Origin of the sequence: Streptomyces sp. NBC_00376, assembly GCF_036077095.1 — a bacterium.
In the GTDB taxonomy this organism is placed as follows: domain Bacteria; phylum Actinomycetota; class Actinomycetes; order Streptomycetales; family Streptomycetaceae; genus Streptomyces.
Genome location: NZ_CP107960.1, coordinates 2224582 through 2244486 on the forward strand (window position 1 = coordinate 2224582; position 19905 = coordinate 2244486).

Genomic DNA, 19905 nt, shown 5'->3' on the forward strand with positions numbered 1-19905 from the left:
GCTCAGAACCTCTCCGGGTACAGAAGGGCGAGGACGAGATAGCCCAGCAGGGCGACGGCCACTACCAGACCGACGATGTTCTCGGCAGTCACAGCTTCGCCACCCCCTTGGCGACGAGAGCCACCAGCGCGAAGACCGCGATCGTGGTGACGACGAAGGCCACATCGGCCACCGTGTGCTCCTAGATGAGGTACGGATTCTCGGACCTCTTGAGCAAACCTCCCGCCACGACCCTTCTGGCCTGCGTTGATGGCTTCCTTACGGGGAACGTCGGGCCCTTGACGGCGCACATACGTGCCCCATACGCGCCCCATACGCGCGCCTTCCGTGCGCTGTCCGCGTGCTGTCCGGAAACCGCCCCGGACGCGGAACGGCCGGTGGGCCGCACCCCCTCGCAAGGGGATACGGCCCACCGGCCGAAGCTGTGCCGGGCGGCTGCCCGGAGCCGCTCAGCGCACCTCGGTGATCTCGGGTCCGCGCTGGAGCTGGCCCATGCCACCGGAGAACTTCGAGCCCTCCTGGCTCTCCTGCTGGACCCCCTCGGGGACCATCTGGGCATCGTTGGGCAGCTTGAGGACGATCGGGTCGCGCGGCGCCATGGGGCCCTCGCCCCGGACGACCACGGTGTCCCGGAAGATCGTCTCCAGCAGCCCGGCGGCCTCCGGCTGCACGGCGCCCTGGCCGGAGATCACTCCGCGCAGGAACCAGCGCGGACCGTCGACGCCGACGAAGCGCACCAGCTGCACGCCGTTCGTCCCGTCCGGGAGCTGTACGGGGACCTGGGCACGCAGCTCCCAGCCCAGCGGGCCCTCGACCTCGTCGATGATCCCACCCTGCTGGGTGATGCCGGAGGCGATCTCCTCGCGGACCTCGCCCCAGATGCCCTCCTTCTTGGGCGCGGCGAAGGCCTGGAGCTGGACGGCGCTGTCGCGCAGCACCACGGTCGCGGCGACGATCGCGTCACCGGCCACCTCCACGCGCAGCTCCATGCCCTCGACGCCGGGCACGAAGATCCCGCCCAGGTCGACCCGGCCCTCGGCGGGCTGGGAGACCTCGGAGACGTCCCACGGCCCGTCCGGCCGCGGCGCCGGCGGGAGGTTCACCCGACGCGGGCCGCTGTCGGCGCCGTCGGTGTCATCGAGCTCGTCGACGACCTGCTCGGCCTCGCGCGCTTCGTCCGCCGTGTCCTCGGCGGAACCACTCTTCTTGCGACGTCCGAACACGTCACTGTCCTTCCCGGTCGGGTACGACCGAAGCGTAGCTGTTACCGCCCTGGGTGTTCCCGCCCCTGACGCCATCGACATCACCGGAGGCATGCCCTCCGGTGGATCCGAAGCCTCCCTCGCCACGGGCCGAGCCCGGCAGCTCCGCCACCTCGTGGAAGCGCACCTTCTCGACCTGCTGGACGACCAGTTGGGCAATCCGGTCGAACCGCTCGAACCTCACGGGCTCTCGCGGGTCGAGGTTGATGACGATCACCTTGATCTCTCCACGGTACCCGGCATCGACCGTCCCCGGGGCATTCACCAGGGCGACTCCACAGCGTGCGGCGAGGCCGGAGCGCGGGTGGACGAACGCGGCGTATCCGTCGGGCAGTGCGATCGACACCCCGGTGGGCAGCACAGCCCGCTCGCCGGGGGCGAGTTCGACGGCCTCGGTGGTCACGAGATCCGCCCCGGCATCGCCCGGGTGCCCATAGGCCGGAATCGGCACGTCCGGGTCGATCCGGCGGATCAATACGTCCACGGGTCCGCGCATCAGGGGTTCACCTCGAAGGCACGGGCACGCCTGACCTGGTCCGGGTCGGCCATCGCCGCCTGGATCTCGGCCGGGCGGCCGTTCTCGATGAAGTGGTCGACCTTGACCTCGATGAAGAGGGCCTCGGCACGGACCGCCACGGGTCCGTCCGGACCGCCGATCCGGCCGGTCGCCCGGGAGTAGATCTTCCGGCCGTGCACCGCGGTGATCTCGGCGTCGAGGTACAGCACGGTGTCCACCGGCACCGGACGCACGAAGTCGGTCTCCAGCCGTCCGGTCACGGCGATCACCCGCAGGAGCCAGTTCAGCGAGCCGAGCGTCTCGTCCAGCGCGGTGGTCAGGATGCCGCCGTGCGCCAGCCCCGGGGCGCCCTGATGGGCGGCCTTCACGGTGAACTCGGCGGTGACGCTGACGCCGTCGCCGGCCCGCGCCTGGAGGTGCAGCCCGTGCGGCTGTCCTTCGCCGCAGCCGAAACAGTGTTCGTAGTGCGCACCGAGGAGTTCGCCGGGGGCCGGGGCTTCGGGGTGCCGAACCGGTATCACCGCGTCGGCCGGGGGCTTCAGAGCCGCAGATGTTCCACTCACAGGCGCAGACCTTACCCGCGCGGCTACCCGCGGGTCGCGCCGTGCCAAGCTTGGGTTCATGCAGCCTTCCACCCCGCCTTTCGACGAACGACTGACCGCACCCCGTTCGTGGTGGCTCATCGCCCTTCTGGTCGGCATCGCCTGTGCGCTGATGCTGCTGCCGCTCGGCACCCTGCCGCTGCTGGCCGGCCTGGTGGGCGGCACGGCCCTGTCGGCGGTCGCGGTGAGCTCGTACGGCTCGGCCAGGATCCGGGTCGTTGCGGGCGCCCTGGTCGCCGGCGACGCGCGGATCCCCGTGACGGCGCTCGGCGAGGCCGAGGTGCTGGAGGGGGAGGAGGCGCGCGCGTGGCGCACGTACAAGGCGGACACCCGGGCGTTCATGCTGCTGCGCAGCTACATCCCGACGGCGGTCCGGGTGGAGATCACCGACCCGCAGGACCCGACCCCGTACGTCTATCTCTCGACCCGCGAGCCGCAGGCCCTGGTGGCGGCGCTCACGGCCGTACGCGCCTGATCCGGGCGGGGGGCGCCCCAGGCCCTCGGCGAGGCCGTCAGGGCCGTTCACGGGCCCCTCGACCCCGGGCCTGGTTCCGAACGAAAGACCCTAGGCCTCCAGCTCGCCCGGCAGGGGTCCGCGCGGGCCCACCTGCCGCTCCAGCGGAGGCAGCTCGGGGAGCCGGTCCCAGGGGACCTGGCGCTTGCGCAGGTCCTTCCTGACGCGTTCGGCGAGCTTTCTTGTGTCGCGCCGGTTCATCATCGCGCCGACGGCGGCGCCGATCATGAACGGAACCAGGTTCGGCAGATCGCGCGCCATGCGCTTCGTGATCTGCTGGCGCAGCTCGCGCTTCATCTGGCCGCCCAGCGCGGCGTTGACCGTCGCGGGGTGGGCGACATCGATTCCGCGCTCCTCCGTCCAGGACGTGAGGTAGGCGCTGGAACGCTGGCCGAGCCCGCCCGGCGGGCGCTGTCCGTAGACCTCGTGCAGCTCGGCGACGAGCTTCATCTCGATCGCTGCCACACCGGTGATCTCCGCCGCCAGCTCGGCGAGCATGGCCGGCGGTACGGGCATCATCGCCGCCGCGCCGATTCCGGCGCCGACGGTGGCGGTGCCCTTGCTCGCGCCTGCGATGAGCTTGTCGGCGAGCTCCTCCGGGCCGAGCCCGGGGAACTGCTCGCGCAAGGTGGCGAGATCGCGCACAGGGACGCGGGGAGCGTTCTCGATGATCAGGTCGGCGATATGACCGATCGCCGCCTTGGCGCTCTCCCCGCCCTTGCGTACGCCCCGTTTCACTGAACTCAGACGGCCTGCCCCGGTCACGGGCTCCGTCCTGTCGACCTGTCCGGCCCCATCGGCCGCGTCGACTTCTTCGATCGCCGCGTGTGCTTCTTCGATTGCCGCGACGACTGCTTCGAGCGAGGCCGGCCGGCCCCGCTCGCCGTCCCGCTCGCCCTGGGAGGGTGGCAGGGCGGACCGCTCGGCAGGCGTTGTCACGCCTTCTGCCGGGCCTGTGCCGCCCTGATACGCCTCCGACGACCTCTTGCGCCGCAAGCGCCGCTTCCGGAACGGTGTGTCGCCTGCCACGGTCGGTGCGACCTAGTCGCAGTCGCGGCAGATCGGCTGGCCGTTCTTCTCGCGGGCCAGCTGGCTCCTGTGGTGCACGAGGAAGCAGCTCATGCACGTGAACTCGTCGGCCTGCTTGGGCAGGACCCTGACGGCCAGTTCTTCGTTGGACAGGTCTGCGCCGGGCAGCTCCAGTCCTTCGGCCGCGTCGAATTCGTCGACGTCGACGGCGGACGCCGTCTTGTCGCTCCGGCGAGCCTTGAGTTCTTCGAGGCTGTCCTGGTCGACGTCGTCATCGGTCTTGCGTGGGGTGTCGTAATCCGTTGCCATGTCGCTCTCCCCCTCTGGGTGTCTGCGGTGTCTCAGCGCACGTAACGCGTGAGAGGCCGGACTTGTGCCCGACCCGAGGCGGAGATTTTGCCTCACATCAAGGTCTGTTACTCAATCGACACCCAAAAGGGCCGCTCGGGAGTGGCCGGCTTGGGTGGCGATGGGGACCGTACACGGTCCCGGTGTCGCGCTTCACGGGCGCCACCCCGTGTACTTCCCGTGATATCGGGCCCCGAAAACCCCGACTTTTGCGGGTTTTCCGGTGGAGTCCCTGATCACGGAGCGTTGACGGTCCGAAATTCGCTCCTGTGATCGATCACACACGGACGATCCGGGCACAGGTCCCGAAAATTCCGCTCAAAGCGAACAAACTAATTCGTGCCCGGGTCGGTCCGCCCGGCCGCCTCAGACGGGCAGTGAGACGCGCATCACAAGACCACCGCCTTCACGGGGCTCCGCGATGATACGGCCGCCGTGTGCGCGCGCCACGGAGCGCGCGATCGACAGGCCGAGCCCGACCCCCTTGTCGCTGCCCGTTCGCTCCGTACGGAGCCGTCTGAAGGGCTCGAAGAGGTTGTCGATCTCGTACGCCGGCACCACCGGGCCGGTGTTCGAGACCACCAGCAGGGCCTGACCGCCCTGGAGCTCGGTGGTGACCTCCACCCAGCCCTCCTCCGGGACGTTGTAGCGCACCGCGTTCTGTACGAGGTTCAGTGCGATCCGCTCCAGCAGGACGCCGTTGCCCTGGACGACGGCCGGGGCCCGCTCGCCGCGGATCTCCACGCCGCGTTCCTCGGCCTCGCCGCGGGTCTGGTCGATCGCGCGCGAGGCGACCTCGGCGAGGTCGACCGGTTTGCGCTCGACGATCTGGTTGTCGCTGCGGGCCAGCAGCAGCAGGCCCTCGACCAGCTGCTCGCTGCGCTCGTTGGTGGCCAGCAGGGTCTTGCCCAGCTGTTTCAGCTCCGGCGGGGCCTGGGGGTCGGAGAGGTGGACCTCCAGCAGCGTGCGGTTGATCGCGAGCGGCGTGCGCAGCTCGTGCGACGCGTTGCCGACGAACCGCTGCTGGGCGGTGAAGGCCCGCTCCAGGCGGTCGAGCATCTCGTCGAAGGTGTCGGCGAGCTCCTTCAGCTCGTCGTCCGGGCCGTCCAGCTCGATCCGGCGGGACAGGTCCGTTCCGGCCACCCGGCGGGCGGTGCGGGTGATCCGGCCCAGCGGCGAGAGCACCCGACCGGCCATCGCGTAGCCGAAGGCGAAGGCGATGACGCTCAGCCCCACCAGGGCCAGCAGCGAGCGGTTCAGGAGCGTGTCGAGCGCCTGCTGCCGCTGGTGGTTGACGCAGGAGTTCATCGCCGCGTTGAAGGCTTCCGGCGATGCCTTCTCCGGCAGGTTGCAGACATCGCTGCGGACCTGCCCGTTGACGATCTGGAACGGCAGCTCGCTGCCCACGTGCAGGGCCTGGGCGGCCAGCATGTAGATGATCGACAGCAGCAGGATCCCGGCGATCAGGAACATGCCGCCGTAGAGCAGCGTGAGCCGTATCCGGATGGTCGGACGCAGCCAGTAGGGGGGCTCCTGCTGTTTGGGCTCCCAGGTGGGCTTCGGGGGCGCCGTCGGCGGCGCGGGGGCGGTGGGCATCGGCCGTCAGATCCGGTAGCCGGAACCGGGCACCGTGACGATCACCGGCGGCTCGCCGAGTTTCCGGCGCAGCGTCATGACCGTCACCCGGACGACATTGGTGAACGGGTCGGTGTTCTCGTCCCAGGCCTTCTCCAGCAGCTGCTCGGCCGAGACGACCGCGCCCTCGCTGCGCATCAGGACCTCCAGCACGGCGAACTCCTTCGGTGCGAGCTGGACCTCCGTCTCGCCCCGGAAGACCTCGCGCCGGTTGGGGTCGAGCTTGATGCCTGCCCGCTCCAGGACGGGCGGCAGGGCCACCGTCGTACGCCGGCCGAGCGCCCGCACCCGCGCGGTGAGCTCACTGAAGGCGAACGGCTTGGGCAGGTAGTCGTCGGCCCCCAGCTCCAGGCCCTCGACACGGTCGCTGACATCGCCCGACGCGGTGAGCATCAGCACCCGGGTGGGCATGCCCAGCTCGACGATCCGACGGCAGACGTCGTCGCCGTGGACCAGGGGGAGGTCCCGGTCCAGCACCACGACGTCGTAGTCGTTTACCTCGATGCGCTCCAGGGCCGCCGCACCGTCGTACACGACATCGACGGCCATGGCCTCCCGGCGCAATCCGGTGGCCACCGCATCGGCGAGCAGCTGCTCGTCCTCCACGACGAGTACGCGCACGGCGCTGTCCTTCCTTAGAAACCTACGTAGAAACTTCAGAACGTCCCGGAGTGCCCACGGTCCGTGGTCCGGACACCCGTCGGCACAGGTCTGTGCGGCACCATCCTGCACTCAACGCGCATAAACCGGCGGTAAGACGACGCCCCGCGACCTGGGGCTCGGCGGAATTCACCGGATTTTCGGGTCAGTTGAGGTTTCCCCGGGTTCCGGCCCGGGGAGGACGCATTCACACCCGAGATCACGCCTTGAATGTGGCGTACCACAGGCCACTCCGTCCCCGGAGAGCGCGTGATCACCCGCCCTACCGCCTCCGTGCGGAGGGAAACCCCGGGCACACCCCCGTGCCACCGACCCACGATGAGGGGGCGCATTATGGACGCTTTCACCGCAGGTCTGCTGCAGCGGATCAAGACAACCGAGTACGACCTCACGAGAGCTCGGGAGACGGGCGACGACTTCCTCGCGGACGTCGAGCAGAGCGAGCTGGACGACCTTCACCGCCTCGCCGCCGAGCACGGCGTCGAAATCGGCGCCACCAGCGTCTGAGCACGTCACGCGAGAAGGGCCCCCGATGCCGGGACCGGCGTCGGGGGCCCTTCTCGCGCGCCGGGCGGACCCGGTCGGCATAGGGCCAGTCTGACGGCAGGCCCTAGTCGTGCCAGGCGCCGAACTCCTCCAGAAGGGCCTGCAGCGGCTCGAAGACGCCCGGCGTGGCGGCGACCGTCAGGTCACCGTCGGCGGGCAGCCCGGGACGCCCGCCGGTGCGGGCGCCGGCCTCGCGGGCGATGAGGTCGCCCGCCGCCAGGTCCCAGGGGTGGAGCCCGCGCTCGTAGTACCCGTCGAGACGGCCCGCGGCCACGTCGCAGAGGTCGACGGCGGCGGAGCCGCCGCGCCGGATGTCCCGGAACCGCGGGATCAGCTCGTGGGCCACGTCCGCCTGGTGCGCACGGACCTCGCTGACGTAGTTGAAACCGGTCGAGACGAGCGCCTGGTCGAGCGGCGGCGCGGGCCGGCAGCGCAGCGCGACGCCGTCGCCGTACGCGCCGCCCTCGGCGTACGCCCCGCCGCCGAGCACCGCCCGGTACGTCTCGCGGCGCATCGGGGCCTCCACCACGCCCACGACCCGCACGCCGTCCCGTTCGGCGGCGATGGACACCGCCCAGGTGGGCAGCCCGTAGAGGTAGTTCACGGTGCCGTCGAGCGGGTCGATGACCCAGCGGATGCCGCTGCTGCCCTCGGCGCTGGTCCCTTCCTCGCCGAGGAAGCCGTCCTGCGGGCGGCGTTCGGTCAGGAAGCCGGTGATCAGCTTCTCGGCGGCGAGGTCCATCTCGGTGACGACGTCGATCGGGCTGGACTTGGTCGCGGCCACTCCCAGATCGGCCGGGCGGCCGTCACGGAGCAGCGCGCCCGCGCGAGAGGCGGCCTCCAGGGCGAGGGCGAGCAGTTCGGACAGGTTCGGGTCGGTCACGGCTCTCCAGGGGTTCGTGGGCGTACGGCGGGGCGGTTACGCGTACGGGCTGTCGGCGCCCGCCGCGGCGGGCTTCAGGGCCCTGGCCGGGCAGCAGCCGACCGGGCAGAGGTCGTGGCCCGGCCCGAGCGCGCCCAGCGCGCACCGCTGCACGTCCTGTCCCCGCTCGGTGGCGGCGCGCTCCAGCACCAGCTCGCGCACGGCCGCGGCGAACCGCGGGTCGGCGCCGACGGTCGCCGACCGGCGCACCGGCAGCCCCAGCTCGGCGGCCTTCGCGGTGGCCTCCGTGTCGAGGTCGTACAGGACCTCCATGTGGTCCGAGACGAATCCGATGGGGGCCATCACCGTGGCGGGCACCCCGTCCGCGTGCAGTGCCTCCAGGTGGTCGCAGATGTCGGGCTCCAGCCAGGGGATGTGCGGGGCGCCGCTGCGCGACTGGTAGACGAGCCGCCAGGGGTACTCGACGCCGGTCTCCTCGCGCACCGCGTCGACGATCAGCCGGGCGACGTCGAGGTGCTCTGCGATATAGGCGCCGCCGTCGCCGTGCGCCTCCAGGGGGCCGGAGGTGTCGGCGGCGGAGGTGGGGATGGAGTGCGTGGTGAAGGCGAGGTGCGCCCCGGCCCGTACGTCCTCGGGGAGGTCGGCCAAGGAGGCGAGGACGCCGTCCACCATGGGTGCCACGAACCCGGGGTGGTTGAAGTAGTGCCGGAGCTTGTCCACCCGGGGCACCGGCAGCCCCTCCGCCTCCAGGACGGCCAGTGACTCGGCGAGGTTCTCGCGGTACTGCCGGCAGCCGGAGTAGGAGGCGTAGGCGCTGGTGGCGAGGACGGCGATGCGGCGGTGCCCGGCGGTGGTCATCTCGCGCAGGGTGTCGGTGAGGTACGGCGCCCAGTTGCGGTTGCCCCAGTACACCGGGAGATCCAGCCCGTGCTCGGCGAAGTCCTTGCGCAGGGCGTCCAGCAGGGCCCTGTTCTGGGCGTTGATCGGGCTGACGCCGCCGAACAGGAAGTAGTGCTTGCCGACCTCCTTCAGCCGCTCCTCGGGGATGCCTCGGCCACGGGTCACGTTCGCCAGGAACGGGACCACGTCGTCCGGGCCTTCGGGGCCGCCGAAGGAGAGCAGCAGCAGGGCGTCGTAGGGGGCGGGATCGCGCAGATCGGACATGGCACCGATCCTGCCACCCGCCTCGGACAGCCTTCCCACCGACATCGGCTCCGGGGCAGACCCCGCTGCCGGACCGATCGCGCCGACCGTAGGCTGTATCGGTTACGTCCGCGTATTACAGGCGCGTGCGATCACGCTGTTCCGGAGCCCCCCTTGCCCAGTCCCTACCGTGCGATATTCGCCGCCCCCGGCACCAAGGAATTCTCGGCGGCCGGTTTCCTCGGCCGGATGCCGCTGTCCATGATGGGCATCGGTGTGGTGACCATGATTTCCCAGCTCACCGGCCGTTACGGGCTGGCCGGCGCGCTCTCGGCGACGCTGGCGATGTCGGCGGCGGTGATCGGGCCGCTGATCTCCCGGCTCGTCGACCGGCACGGACAGCGCCGGGTTTTGCGTCCCGCCACGCTGGTCGCGCTGGCGGCGGTGGCCGGGCTGCTGTTCTGCGCGCAGCAGCGGCTGGCCGACTGGACGCTCTTCGTCTTCGCGGCGGGCGCCGGCTGCGTGCCCAGCGTGGGTTCGATGATCCGGGCCCGCTGGGCGGAGATCTACCGCGGTTCGCCGCGGCAGCTGCACACGGCGTACTCGTGGGAGTCGATCGTCGACGAGGTGTGCTTCATCTTCGGGCCGATCATCTCGATCGGTCTGTCCACCGCCTGGTTCCCGGAGGCGGGGCCGCTCCTGGCGGCCGGGTTCCTGCTCGTCGGTGTCCTCTGGCTGACCGCGCAGCGGGCCACCGAGCCCGTGCCGCATCCGCGCCGGGAGCACACCGGCGGCTCCGCGTTGCGCTCCCGGGGCCTCCAGGTGCTCGTGGTGACGTTCGTGGCCACCGGCGCGATCTTCGGGTCCGTCGACGTGGTGACGGTGGCCTTCGCCGAGGAGCGGGGCCACAAGGCCGCGGCCAGCCTCGTACTGGCCGTGTACGCGCTGGGGTCCTGTCTGGCCGGAGCGGTCTTCGGGCTGCTCCACCTCAAGCGGAAGGCGTCCACCAGGTGGCTGGTGGGCGTGTGCGCGATGGCCGTGAGTATGATCCCCCTCCAACTGGCCGGGAGCCTGCCGTTCCTGGCCGTGGCGCTCTTTGTCGCGGGTCTCGCCATCGCACCGACGATGGTCACCACCATGGCCCTCGTCGAGCAGCACGTACCGCACGCCGAACTGACCGAGGGCATGACCTGGACCAGCACCGGGCTCGCCGTCGGAGTGGCGCTCGGCTCCTCGGCCGCCGGCTGGGCGGTCGACGCGTCGGGGGCCGAGGCGGGGTACGCGGTGCCCGTCGCGGCGGGAACGCTCGCGGCCGCGGTGGCGTTCCTGGGGTATCGCCGGCTCAGCGGGCCGGTTCTCACGGAAGGGCGCGCGGAAGATGACCGACGCACGGACGACGACGAACGCGTGGCGTAACTGGGCGGGGAATGTCAGCGCCCGACCGGTACGGGCCGTGTCCCCGGCCTCCGTCCCGGAGCTGGCCGAGGTGCTGCGCCGGGCGTCCGAGGACGGTCTGCGGGTGAAGCCTGTCGGCACCGGCCACTCCTTCACCGCGACGGCGGCCACCGACGGTGTGCTGATCCGCCCGGACCTGCTCACCGGCATCCGGAACATCGACCGCGAGGCGATGACGGTGACCGTCGAGGCCGGCACCCCGCTGAAGCGGCTGAACACGGCGCTGGCCCGCGAGGGCCTCTCGCTCACCAACATGGGCGACATCATGGAGCAGACGGTCGCGGGCGCCACCTCGACCGGCACCCACGGCACCGGCCGTGACTCGGCGTCCATATCCGCGCAGATCCGCGCCCTCGAACTGGTCACCGCCGACGGCACGGTGCTGACCTGCTCGGAGAAGGAGAACGCCGACATCTTCGCCGTCGCCCGGATCGGGCTCGGCGCGCTGGGTGTCATCACGGCGATCACCTTCGCCGTGGAGCCGCTCTTCCTGCTGACGGCCTGTGAGGAGCCGATGACCTTCGACCGGGTCATGGGCGATTTCGACGAGCTGGTCGCCGAGAACGAGCACTTCGAGTTCTACTGGTTCCCGCACACCGGGAACTGCAACACCAAGCGCAACAACCGCAGCGCCGGCCCCGCCGCCCCGCCCGGAAAGGTCAGCGGCTGGATCGAGGACGAGCTCCTCTCCAACGGGCTCTTCCAGGTGGCCTGTTCGCTGGGCCGGGCGGTGCCCGCCACCATTCCCTCGATCGCCAAGCTCTCCAGCCGCGCCTTGTCGGCCCGTACGTACACCGACATCCCCTACAAGGTCTTCACCAGCCCGCGCCGGGTCCGCTTCGTGGAGATGGAGTACGCGCTGCCGCGCGAGGCCGCCGTGGAGGCGCTGCGCGAGGTGAAGGCGATGGTCGAGCGTTCGCCGCTGCGGATCAGCTTCCCGGTGGAGGTCCGTACCGCCCCGGCGGACGACATCGCGCTCTCCACGGCCTCGGGCCGCGAGAGCGCGTACATCGCCGTCCACCTCTACAAGGGCACGCCCTACCAGGCGTACTTCACGGCGGTCGAGCGCATCATGACCGCCCACGCCGGCCGCCCGCACTGGGGCAAGGTCAACACCCGTGACGCCGAGTACCTCGCCGGGGTGTACCCGCGGTTCGGCGAGTTCACCGCCGTACGCGACCGGCTCGACCCGGACCGGCTGTTCGGCAACGACTACCTGCGCCGGGTCCTGGGCGAGTAGGGCCTTCCGGCCCGCGACGGCCCCGCGCTCCGGGCGTAACTGCCCGGCGCGCGCGGCCGTTCGTCACTGCCCGGTGCCCGTGCCCGGGGTGGCGCCGTTGCCCTGTGCCGGGGCCTCGCCCGCGGGGTCCGTGCCGGCAGTGGCGCCGTCGGCGGGGGCCGACGGGGAGGGAGTGGCCGCCGGGGGCGGGTTCGTACCGTCACCGGTGCTGCCGGACTTCGTGGGGCCGGGCGTCGGATCCGTGGAGGAGCGGTCGCCCTGTCCCGGGTCCGGGCTCCGGCTCGCGCCGCCCTGCGGGTCCGTACCGGACGTCGCGCCGCTCTCCTGGCCGGGGGTCCGCTCCTGGCCGGGGCCGGTGCTCGTCGTCGGCGCCGGACCGTCCGACCCGGAACCCCGCTCGCCGCCGCGCACGACGGAGCCGACGGTCGTGCCCTGACCACCGCTCAGGTCGTTGCCGGAGACCAGCTCGTACGTGGTGATTCCGGCCATCGTGAGGACGAAGACCACCGCCGCGCCGAGTGCCGACCGCTTCCAGCCCCGGATCCGGGTGCCGTGCGTGCTGGCTTCGGAGAACTCCTCGTCCGGGTCCGGGCGTGCCGTGGTGAGCAGCTGGGTCGCGTCGAGGGGCCGCAGCATGCGGGTGCGGTCCGGATCGTCGGCAGGGGCGGGTGGCGGAACCGCGCCGTCCGCCCTGCGCAGCACGGTCGTGGCGTCCATGGCGGGCAGCACCGTGGTGGCGTCCTCGGCGTCCGTGGCGTCTGCGGCATCCGCGGCTCCTCGGGGAGCGCCGGCCGGCGGCCGCCGCGTCCCCTTCGTCGCACGCGCACCGCCCGTCTCACGCGTATGCACCGTCACCTCGCGGCCCGGGTGCTTCACCTGGACGGTGACCTCGCGGATCTGCTCCCCCGTGCGACGGAAGAAGTGCTGGAAGACGGAACCCCCGCAGGTGGCGACGACGCTCATCACTCCGGCGCCGAGGATCGTTCCGTACACACCCAGCTGGGAGGCGGCCACCGCTGCCGCGACCGCTGCCACGGCACTGCCCGCCACCTGCGGCAGGCTCAGATCTATACGCCTTTCCTTGGGTTCTATGTCACTTTCCGGCTTCTGCACCATTTCCAGCCCTTGATTGACATCTCTCCCACCATGCAACAGGAAGGGACATTTGAGCGAAGTGATTAGTTCCGCTTCGGGGGATTCTGTGAAGCAGGACACGCACGAAGGGTGCGCCGCCCCGGGCCGGGTAGCCCAACTCCCGCACCTCACGAGAACTTCGACGGCGCGGCGGTCCACCCTGGTGGCCCGAATGGAGTACTGTGGCGAGCCCTGGGGCCGGACTCCCGAGCGGGTGTCCTGGATCTTCGGGAGGGGGCCGAAGGAGGCACTCGATCCGGCGGCGCCACGGCATCGCACGGCGACTGGCTACATGAGGTGACCAGCGGTCACTTTCTGTTGCAGAATAGGTCACCGTGTCATACCGGCGATCAAGGGCTCACGCCCGACACGCCGGGCAACACGGCAATGTTGTGGCAGGCTGCACCCGGGCAGGCCACACTCGACTAGCGGAAGCAGCGACGCACGTGACGTCGGCAGGCACCACCCGGGAGGTCCCCATGCCCGAACTGCGTGTCGTGGCCGTCTCCAACGACGGCACACGACTGGTGCTCAAGGCTGCGGACAGCACGGAGTACACGCTTCCCATCGACGAGCGGCTGCGAGCCGCCGTGCGCAACGACCGCGCGCGGCTCGGCCAGATCGAGATCGAGGTGGAGAGCCACCTCCGCCCCCGCGACATCCAGGCGCGGATACGAGCCGGTGCCTCCGCGGAGGAGGTCGCCCAGTTCGCCGGGATCCCCGTCGACCGCGTCCGCCGCTTCGAGGGCCCCGTGCTCGCGGAGCGCGCCTTCATGGCCGAGCGGGCCCGGAAGACTCCCGTGCGCCGTCCCGGCGAGAACACCGGACCCCAGCTCGGCGAGGCGGTGCAGGAGCGGCTGCTGCTGCGCGGCGCCGACAAGGAGACCGTCCAGTGGGATTCCTGGCGCCGCGACGACGGCACCTGGGAGGTCCTCCTGGTGTACCGCGTCGCGGGCGAGCCGCACTCGGCCAGCTGGACCTACGACCCGCCGCGCCGGCTGGTCCAGGCCGTGGACGACGAGGCGCGTTCGCTGATCGGCGAGACCGACGACGTCGCCGCGCCCGAGCCGAGCTTCCCGTTCGTGCCCCGGATCGCCCGGCTGCCGCGCGACCGGCCGCTGGACCGCGCCCTGGACCGCCAGATGGAGCGACCCACGGCCCCGCCGCCCCCGCCCGAGCCCGAGGAGCACATCTCGGCCGGTGAGCGCGATTCGCTGACCAGCCTGCTGGAGGCGGTGCCGAGCTTCCGCGGCGACATGGTGGTGCCGGAGCGGCCGACGCAGCCCGAGCCCCCCGCGATCGAGCCCGCCGCACAGGAGCCGGAGGCCGACGAGCCGCCGGCCGCGGCAGCCTCCGCGGGCGCCGGTTCCGCCTACGCGGATGTGCTGATGCCCCGAGCGGTGGCCGGCCACCGCGACCGGCTGACCGGTACGACGGACCGCCAGGCCGAGGCGGACGGCGTCCGGCCGGGCCGCCGGGCCGCCGTACCGACCTGGGACGAGATCGTCTTCGGTACCCGCCGCAAGAAGCAGGACTGAGCGGGGGAACCACGGCATGACGAGGGCCCGTACGCCACTGCGTACGGGCCCTCGTGCCGTCCGCGTCCGCCGTCCCCGGCGCTCATGGGGCCGGGCGCGGCGGTCCCGGCCGGATCGCCCGCCGTTACTGGGGCTCGGGCCCCGTGGCGACCGGGCGGGACTCGTCGCCGGACCACTCGGACCAGGAGCCCGCGTACAGCGCCGCGGGGATCCCGGCGACGGCCAGGGCCAGGACTTCATGGGCACCGGAGACGCCGGAGCCGCAGTAGACGCCGATCCCGTCCGCCCGGTCGGCGCCGAGCTCCTTGAAGCGGACCGCCAGCACCTCCGGGGCCAGGAACCGGCCGTCGTCCCCCGTGTTCTCCGAGGTCGGGGCCGAAACGGCGCCCGGGATGTGGCCCCCCACCCGGTCGATCGGCTCCACATCGCCCCGGTAGCGCTCGGCGGCCCGTGCGTCGAGCAGCAGCCCCGAGCGGGCCAGCGCAGCCGCCCCGTCCGCGTCGAGCAGCGGCAGCGCGCCGGGAGCGGGGCGGAAGTCGCCCTCGGCCGGGGCCGGGATCCCGGTCTGGAGGTCACCCGTCCAGGCGGCGAGACCGCCGTCCAGGACCCTGACGTCCGGGTGGCCCGTCCAGCGCAGCAGCCACCAGGCACGGGCCGCCGCCCAGCCCAGGCCGCCGTCGTACACGACCACCGGTGTGTCCCGGGAGACACCTGCCCGGCGCATCACGGCCCCGAATTCGTCCGGGTCGGGCAGTGGATGGCGGCCGCCGCTGCCCGCGGGGCCGGCGAGTTCCGCGTCCAGGTCGACGAAGACCGCACCGGGAATGTGCCCGGCCTCGTAGTCGGGCCGCCCGTTCGGGCCGCCCAGCTGCCAACGAACGTCCAGGAGCACCGGCGGACGTGGCCCCGCCGACTCGCTCACGTATTCGGATGCGGTGATGATGGGCTTCATGGGTGCCATCCTCGCGCAGGAGGCGCCCTGCCCGTAACACCCTCGAAACGGGCGCACCGCAGCAAATCGGTCTCCCTGCGTCGAGATCCGGAAAGTGCGGCGCGGCCGGAGCACATCGTGCGCCGGGTGGTGCCAACATCTGCACGGGGCGTACACATCCCGTACCGCACGACGGCGCACCGGCCCCGTTCCCCCCGTAAGGCCACCCCGATGGTCCGAGGAGAGAGTGACGATGACCGAGGCTGCCGCCCCGCGTACGCCCGGAACACCTTGCTGGGTGAGTCTGATCGTGCACGGTCTGAGCACGACCCAGGACTTCTACGCCGACCTGTTCGGCTGGGAATTCGTACCGGGTCCGGACCAGCTGGGTCCGTACGTCCGGGCGCTGATCGGCGGAAAGGTGGTGGCGGGCCTCGGGCAGCTGCCGCCCGACCGGCATCTGCCGGTCGCCTGGACGACCTACCTGGCCACCGACGACGCGGATCTCACGGCGGAGGCCATCCGGGCCTGTGGCGGCACGGTCGCCGTGGGCCCGCTCGACGCGGGTGAGGCGGGCCGGCTCGCCATCGCCTCCGACCCCGGGGGCGCGGTATTCGGCATCTGGCAGGCCGCCGCGCACATCGGTACCGCGCTCGCCGGTGCTCCCGGCACGCCGGTCTGGAACGAGCTGGTGACCCGCGAGACCGCGACGGTCTGCAAGTTCTACCAGACGGTCTTCGGCTACGAGGCGGAGGCGGTCGTCTCGGCCGACTTCGACTACCAGACCCTGCACCTGAAGGGCCGCCCGGTGGCCTCGCTGCACGGTGTCGGGCACGCGCTGCCGCGCGACCGGGGCCCGCACTGGATGACGTACTTCGAGGTCTCCGACACCGACGAGGCCACCCGGCGGGTGGCGGAGCTCGGCGGGTACGTCCTGCAGCCGCCCAGGGAGGGCGCGAGCGGCCGGGTGGCGACTGTGGCGGACCCGGAGGGCGCGGCGTTCACGATCGTCCGGTCGGCCCCTCGCTGAGCCGGTCCGACGGCGGCGTCTCAGCCGGTCCGGACCCGTTCGACGTGCCGACGGGCGGGGCCGGCCAGCCGGGCGTGCATCTCGTCGAAGAGCTCGGAGGCGTGGGTTCCGCTCCACTCGGCGGGCAGCAGCTCACGCGCGACCCCGGGATCGAGGTAGACGAGCCGGCGCCAGTCGGTGAGAACCCTGATGTACGTCGCGAACGCCTCCCGGTCCGTCACCGCGCTGCCGCGCGCGATCAGCTCGGCCACCGGGCGGTGCGCGGCGAGGAACTCGACGTACAGCCGCTGCAGCCGGGCGGTGTCCCACCAGGAGCGGACCTTGGCGGCGAGTTCCTCTGCGTCTCCCCCGCCGGCCGAAAGGTAGTCGGCCCGGAAGAGGTCGGCGTACGAGCGCAGGCCGTGCCTGGCCAGCATGGACTCCGCCTCGTCGTGCACATGCCCCGGCGCGATCCACACCCCGGCGGACACGGAACCGAAGCCGAGCCGGGTGAGCTGGGTGCGCAGGGTGTGCCGCCTGGCACGTTCGGACTCGGGCACCGAGAAAACGACCAGAACCCAGCCCTCGTCGACGGTGGCCCGCCGGGCCGCGAAGATACGCGGATCGCCGTCGCGCAGTATCCGCTCGGTCTCGGGCGAGATCCGGTAGCCGGCCGCTCCGGACACCGGCCGTGCTTCGAGCAGTCCGGCCCGCTTCAGCCGGGAGACGCAGGAGCGTACGGTCGGCGCCTCGACGCCGAGGTCGGCGAGCAGCTGGATCAGCGAGGCCACCGACATCCAGCCGTCGGTGTCGCGCGCGTACAGCCCGTAGACGGTCACGATCAGCTGTCTGGGCTGCACCTTGCCCAGCGGGCCCGGTCCGGAGTCGTCCTCTTCCGCTTCCGCGCTCACCGTGTTCACGGCCTCATCCTAAGCAGCCGCGGGCAGGTGACCGACGGGCGGTTCAGGCGGAGGTGACAGGCAGTACGTCCGGCGACAGCACGCCCGCGCGTGCGGTGGCGCTGGTGGTCCGGCGCTGGTGGTGACGTCGGCACAGCACCTCGTAACCGACCTCGCCCGCCTGCTGGTTGACGTCTCCCACGACCACCTGGGCGCCTTCGACGACCATCTCGCCGCCGACCGTCCGGGCGTTGTGCGTGGCCCGCGCGCCGCACCAGCAGAGCGCTTCGACCTGGAGCGTCTCCACCCGGTCGGCCAGTTCGATCAGTCGCTGGGAGCCGGGGAACAGCTTGGTCCGGAAGTCTGTGGTGATGCCGAACGCGAAGACGTCCAGGTCCAGGTCGTCGACGATGCGTGCGAGCTGGTCGATCTGGACGGGTGCCAGGAACTGCGCCTCGTCGACGATCACATAGTCCGCCCGGCCGCCCCGGCTTATCCGGTCGACGAGATGGGCGTACAGGTCCATACCCTCGTCGGCCTCGACGGCCTCGGTGACCAGACCCAGGCGCGAGGAGAGCTTGCCCTCCCCGGCCCGGTCGTCACGCGTGAAGATCACGCCCTGCAGGCCGCGGGCCGACCGGTTGTGGCCGATCTGGAGCGCCAGCGTGCTCTTTCCGCAGTCCATCGTTCCGGAGAAGAACACAAGCTCGGGCATGAGGGGTCGAGCACCTTTCGGGCAAGGGAAGCGATGTGGGGAGAAACGCGGTCAGGAGCGTACTTCGAGGAGCGGGACGAGCTGCTCGACGGGGGTCATCGAGCCGTGCATGCCGACCATCGCGGACTCGTTCGGCTCGTTGACGGAGGCGGTGATCACCACGTCGTCGTGGGCCGCCGCGACGACGTCGCCGATCCTGCCGTGGACCCGTTCGTCGATCTTCGGGCCGAACCAGCCGGCCGCGATCGCCTCGTCCCGGCTCGCCACCCAGAACTGCTCGCCGAGCACTTCCTGCCAGACGGTCAGTACGTCCGCCTCGGCGCCCGGGACGGCGTACACATGCCGGCACCGGCCCTCGCCGCCGAGCAGGGCGACGCCCGCGCGCAGTTCCCAGTCCTCGTCGAAGTCGATCCGGGACTGCTCGTCGAACGGGATGTCGATCATGCCGTGGTCGGCGGTGATGTAGAGCGCCGAGCGGGGCGGGAGCTGTTCGGCCAAGCGCCGCGCCAGGCCGTCCACGTACATCAGCTGGCCGCGCCATGCGTCGGAGTCGACACCGAAACGGTGGCCCTTGCCGTCGACCTCGCTGTAGTACGTGTAGACGAGCGACCGGTCACCCGAGGCGAGCCGTTCGGCGGCGGTGTCCATCCGCTCCTCGCCGGAGAGCCGGCCGAGGAACGAGCCGCCGCTGAGCGCGACCTTGGTGAGCGGGGTCTGTTCGAAGGCGGGGGCGGAGACCTGGGCGGTACGCACACCCGCGGCGTCGGCCAGCTGGAAGACGGTGGGGTACGGCTGCCAGACCTTCGGGGGGGTCCAGGGGTTCCAGCGGAGCTGGTTCATCAGCTCGCCGGTCTCCGGGTTGCGCGCGCTGTAGCCGGGCAGGCCGTGCTCCCCGGGCGGGAGGCCGGTGCCCACCGAGGCCAGCGAGGTCGCCGTGGTGGCCGGGAAGCCCGCCGTTATCGGACGGCCGGTGCCGCCGCGCGAGGTGGGGAGCAGGGAGTGCAGAAACGGTGCCTCGTCGGGGTGGGCCTTGATCTGCTCCCAGCCGAGGCCGTCGATCAGGAACACGCAGTTCCGGTCGGCGGGGGTGAGTTCGGGGATCGCCGCGGTGAAGCCCGGAACGCCCTGTCCGGCGACGAGCGTGGGCAGCAGATCGGCGAGCGATCCGCTGCCGTACTCAGGCACCGGGGCGCTCTCGACGGGGAGCAGAACGGGGTCCTGCCAGGCCGGCTGTGCCATCAGCGGCCGGTCGCCGCGGTCGCGGCCGTGGCCTCGGAGAGCGACTGGGCGAAGGCGAGGGTCTGGCGGACGGTGTCCGGGCCGTCCCCGGCCTCGCTGACCCGCAGGCTCAGGTCGTCGGCGGTGGAGTTGCCGGTGTAGCCGTGGTCGGCCTCGCAGTTGGGGTCGCCGCAGGCGGCCGGCTCCAGGTCGATCCGGGAGACCGCGCCCCAGCCGATGGTGAGGACGACCTCGCGGGGCAGCGTGCCGGGCACGTACTTCTCTGGGTTGGCGACGACCCGGCTGACCACGACCGACGAGATCCGGTCGAGCTTGACCGACTCCGTGGAGGTGGTGGCGTACGGGGTCGGGGAGCTGGTGTCGGCGTTCTGCTCGTCGGTGTGGCTGACGATGAAACGGTTGTCCGTCAGGACCAGGACCGTGACATGGCGGCGCACCTCGTTGGAGTCGAAGGTGGTCTCCTGGTGCACCAGGTACGAAGCGACCGGCTCACCGCCCACGGCGGCCTCCACCGCCTCGGCCACGAGGGCCGGGTAGTAGCCACTGCGCTCGATCGCCGCGCGCAGCCCCTGGGTCGTCGTACCGGTCTTTGCCATGAGGACCATC

The 19905-nt window shown here is 71.6% G+C and carries 22 protein-coding genes; 6 read left to right on the forward strand and 16 right to left on the reverse strand.

Annotation, left to right across the window (positions count from 1 at the left end; genetic code table 11):
• Positions 1-2 precede the first annotated feature (2 nt).
• The 4 genes from kdpF to OG842_RS09845 all read right to left on the reverse strand — a co-directional run bounded on the left by kdpF (position 3) and on the right by OG842_RS09845 (position 2342).
• Entirely contained in the window at positions 3-92 is a 90-nt protein-coding gene (kdpF, locus tag OG842_RS09830) for a K(+)-transporting ATPase subunit F (protein WP_078075662.1), read from the reverse strand.
• A 357-nt stretch (positions 93-449) separates the two neighbouring features.
• A complete protein-coding gene (locus OG842_RS09835; protein ID WP_266729254.1) occupies positions 450-1223 on the reverse strand; it encodes a DUF3710 domain-containing protein in 774 nt (257 codons plus the stop codon).
• Position 1224: 1 nt separating this feature from the next.
• Positions 1225-1758, reverse strand: coding sequence for a dUTP diphosphatase (gene dut, locus OG842_RS09840; RefSeq protein ID WP_266729255.1), 534 nt, complete (start codon positions 1756-1758; stop codon positions 1225-1227).
• Complete coding sequence (locus OG842_RS09845; RefSeq protein WP_266729256.1) at positions 1758-2342, reverse strand: PaaI family thioesterase; 585 nt, start codon at positions 2340-2342, stop codon at positions 1758-1760. The genes dut and OG842_RS09845 overlap by 1 nt, the downstream gene beginning before the upstream one ends.
• A gap of 58 nt (positions 2343-2400) precedes the next feature.
• Between OG842_RS09845 and OG842_RS09850 the strand changes: the two genes are divergently transcribed.
• Positions 2401-2856: a DUF3093 domain-containing protein gene (locus OG842_RS09850; protein WP_266729257.1), complete on the forward strand. Its 456-nt coding sequence runs from the start codon at positions 2401-2403 to the stop codon at positions 2854-2856.
• A 90-nt stretch (positions 2857-2946) separates the two neighbouring features.
• Here OG842_RS09850 and OG842_RS09855 read toward each other — a convergent pair whose 3' ends face one another.
• The 4 genes from OG842_RS09855 to OG842_RS09870 all read right to left on the reverse strand — a co-directional run bounded on the left by OG842_RS09855 (position 2947) and on the right by OG842_RS09870 (position 6528).
• Positions 2947-3924: a hypothetical protein gene (locus tag OG842_RS09855; RefSeq protein ID WP_266729258.1), complete on the reverse strand. Its 978-nt coding sequence runs from the start codon at positions 3922-3924 to the stop codon at positions 2947-2949.
• A gap of 12 nt (positions 3925-3936) precedes the next feature.
• The gene (locus OG842_RS09860; RefSeq protein WP_003965732.1) at positions 3937-4233 is read right to left on the reverse strand and encodes a DUF4193 domain-containing protein; all 297 of its coding nucleotides are present in this window, start codon (positions 4231-4233) and stop codon (positions 3937-3939) included.
• 405 nt (positions 4234-4638) lie between these two features.
• Positions 4639-5868 (reverse strand): sensor histidine kinase, encoded by a 1230-nt coding sequence (locus OG842_RS09865; protein ID WP_266729259.1) that lies wholly within the window; start codon positions 5866-5868, stop codon positions 4639-4641.
• A 6-nt stretch (positions 5869-5874) separates the two neighbouring features.
• Positions 5875-6528, reverse strand: a complete 654-nt coding sequence (locus OG842_RS09870; RefSeq protein ID WP_072485872.1) for a response regulator transcription factor — start codon at positions 6526-6528, stop codon at positions 5875-5877.
• Positions 6529-6900: 372 nt separating this feature from the next.
• On the opposite strand from OG842_RS09870, the gene OG842_RS09875 reads away from it, so the two are divergent.
• Entirely contained in the window at positions 6901-7074 is a 174-nt protein-coding gene (locus OG842_RS09875) for a hypothetical protein (protein ID WP_164495334.1), read from the forward strand.
• A 103-nt stretch (positions 7075-7177) separates the two neighbouring features.
• On the opposite strand, the gene OG842_RS09880 is transcribed toward OG842_RS09875, so the two are convergent.
• Together OG842_RS09880 and OG842_RS09885 are read right to left on the reverse strand one after the other, a co-directional pair.
• Positions 7178-7996, reverse strand: coding sequence for an inositol monophosphatase family protein (locus OG842_RS09880; RefSeq protein WP_266729260.1), 819 nt, complete (start codon positions 7994-7996; stop codon positions 7178-7180).
• A gap of 36 nt (positions 7997-8032) precedes the next feature.
• Complete coding sequence (locus OG842_RS09885; RefSeq protein ID WP_266729261.1) at positions 8033-9160, reverse strand: ferrochelatase; 1128 nt, start codon at positions 9158-9160, stop codon at positions 8033-8035.
• A 153-nt stretch (positions 9161-9313) separates the two neighbouring features.
• Here OG842_RS09885 and OG842_RS09890 point away from each other — a divergent pair, with 153 nt between their 5' ends.
• Both OG842_RS09890 and OG842_RS09895 read left to right on the forward strand, forming a co-directional pair.
• On the forward strand, positions 9314-10555 hold the full coding sequence (locus OG842_RS09890) for an MFS transporter (protein WP_266729262.1): 1242 nt from the start codon (positions 9314-9316) through the stop codon (positions 10553-10555).
• Entirely contained in the window at positions 10518-11834 is a 1317-nt protein-coding gene (locus tag OG842_RS09895) for a D-arabinono-1,4-lactone oxidase (RefSeq protein WP_266729263.1), read from the forward strand. The genes OG842_RS09890 and OG842_RS09895 overlap by 38 nt, the downstream gene beginning before the upstream one ends.
• A gap of 63 nt (positions 11835-11897) precedes the next feature.
• Here the strand turns inward: OG842_RS09895 and OG842_RS09900 are convergent, their stop codons facing one another.
• Positions 11898-12950: a hypothetical protein gene (locus OG842_RS09900; RefSeq protein ID WP_266729264.1), complete on the reverse strand. Its 1053-nt coding sequence runs from the start codon at positions 12948-12950 to the stop codon at positions 11898-11900.
• A gap of 497 nt (positions 12951-13447) precedes the next feature.
• On the opposite strand from OG842_RS09900, the gene sepH reads away from it, so the two are divergent.
• A complete protein-coding gene (sepH, locus tag OG842_RS09905) occupies positions 13448-14506 on the forward strand; it encodes a septation protein SepH (RefSeq protein WP_266729265.1) in 1059 nt (352 codons plus the stop codon).
• A 124-nt stretch (positions 14507-14630) separates the two neighbouring features.
• Here sepH and OG842_RS09910 read toward each other — a convergent pair whose 3' ends face one another.
• Positions 14631-15458, reverse strand: a complete 828-nt coding sequence (locus tag OG842_RS09910) for a sulfurtransferase (protein WP_266729266.1) — start codon at positions 15456-15458, stop codon at positions 14631-14633.
• A 232-nt stretch (positions 15459-15690) separates the two neighbouring features.
• On the opposite strand from OG842_RS09910, the gene OG842_RS09915 reads away from it, so the two are divergent.
• Complete coding sequence (locus OG842_RS09915) at positions 15691-16467, forward strand: VOC family protein (RefSeq protein ID WP_266729267.1); 777 nt, start codon at positions 15691-15693, stop codon at positions 16465-16467.
• Positions 16468-16487: 20 nt separating this feature from the next.
• Here the strand turns inward: OG842_RS09915 and OG842_RS09920 are convergent, their stop codons facing one another.
• The 4 genes from OG842_RS09920 to OG842_RS09935 are packed head-to-tail and all read right to left on the reverse strand — an operon-like array spanning position 16488 to position 19895.
• A complete protein-coding gene (locus tag OG842_RS09920) occupies positions 16488-17366 on the reverse strand; it encodes a PaaX family transcriptional regulator (protein ID WP_266729268.1) in 879 nt (292 codons plus the stop codon).
• A 43-nt stretch (positions 17367-17409) separates the two neighbouring features.
• Entirely contained in the window at positions 17410-18060 is a 651-nt protein-coding gene (locus OG842_RS09925) for a thymidine kinase (RefSeq protein ID WP_266729269.1), read from the reverse strand.
• Positions 18061-18111: 51 nt separating this feature from the next.
• Entirely contained in the window at positions 18112-19299 is a 1188-nt protein-coding gene (locus OG842_RS09930; protein ID WP_266729270.1) for an alkaline phosphatase family protein, read from the reverse strand.
• Positions 19299-19895, reverse strand: a complete 597-nt coding sequence (locus OG842_RS09935; RefSeq protein ID WP_093539487.1) for a DUF5998 family protein — start codon at positions 19893-19895, stop codon at positions 19299-19301. The genes OG842_RS09930 and OG842_RS09935 overlap by 1 nt, the downstream gene beginning before the upstream one ends.
• Positions 19896-19905: the final 10 nt, after the last annotated feature.

Coding starts and splice junctions, on each gene's coding strand:
- OG842_RS09860 (WP_003965732.1), bottom strand. CDS start 4,233: ATGGCAACGGATTACGACACCCCACGCAAGACCGATGACGACGTCGAC.
- OG842_RS09865 (WP_266729259.1), bottom strand. CDS start 5,868: ATGCCCACCGCCCCCGCGCCGCCGACGGCGCCCCCGAAGCCCACCTGG.
- OG842_RS09850 (WP_266729257.1), top strand. CDS start 2,401: ATGCAGCCTTCCACCCCGCCTTTCGACGAACGACTGACCGCACCCCGT.
- OG842_RS09895 (WP_266729263.1), top strand. CDS start 10,518: ATGACCGACGCACGGACGACGACGAACGCGTGGCGTAACTGGGCGGGG.
- OG842_RS09925 (WP_266729269.1), bottom strand. CDS start 18,060: ATGCCCGAGCTTGTGTTCTTCTCCGGAACGATGGACTGCGGAAAGAGC.
- sepH (WP_266729265.1), top strand. CDS start 13,448: ATGCCCGAACTGCGTGTCGTGGCCGTCTCCAACGACGGCACACGACTG.
- OG842_RS09935 (WP_093539487.1), bottom strand. CDS start 19,895: ATGGCAAAGACCGGTACGACGACCCAGGGGCTGCGCGCGGCGATCGAG.
- OG842_RS09930 (WP_266729270.1), bottom strand. CDS start 19,299: ATGGCACAGCCGGCCTGGCAGGACCCCGTTCTGCTCCCCGTCGAGAGC.
- dut (WP_266729255.1), bottom strand. CDS start 1,758: ATGCGCGGACCCGTGGACGTATTGATCCGCCGGATCGACCCGGACGTG.
- OG842_RS09915 (WP_266729267.1), top strand. CDS start 15,691: ATGACCGAGGCTGCCGCCCCGCGTACGCCCGGAACACCTTGCTGGGTG.
- OG842_RS09885 (WP_266729261.1), bottom strand. CDS start 9,160: ATGTCCGATCTGCGCGATCCCGCCCCCTACGACGCCCTGCTGCTGCTC.
- OG842_RS09875 (WP_164495334.1), top strand. CDS start 6,901: ATGGACGCTTTCACCGCAGGTCTGCTGCAGCGGATCAAGACAACCGAG.
- OG842_RS09900 (WP_266729264.1), bottom strand. CDS start 12,950: ATGGTGCAGAAGCCGGAAAGTGACATAGAACCCAAGGAAAGGCGTATA.
- OG842_RS09910 (WP_266729266.1), bottom strand. CDS start 15,458: ATGAAGCCCATCATCACCGCATCCGAATACGTGAGCGAGTCGGCGGGG.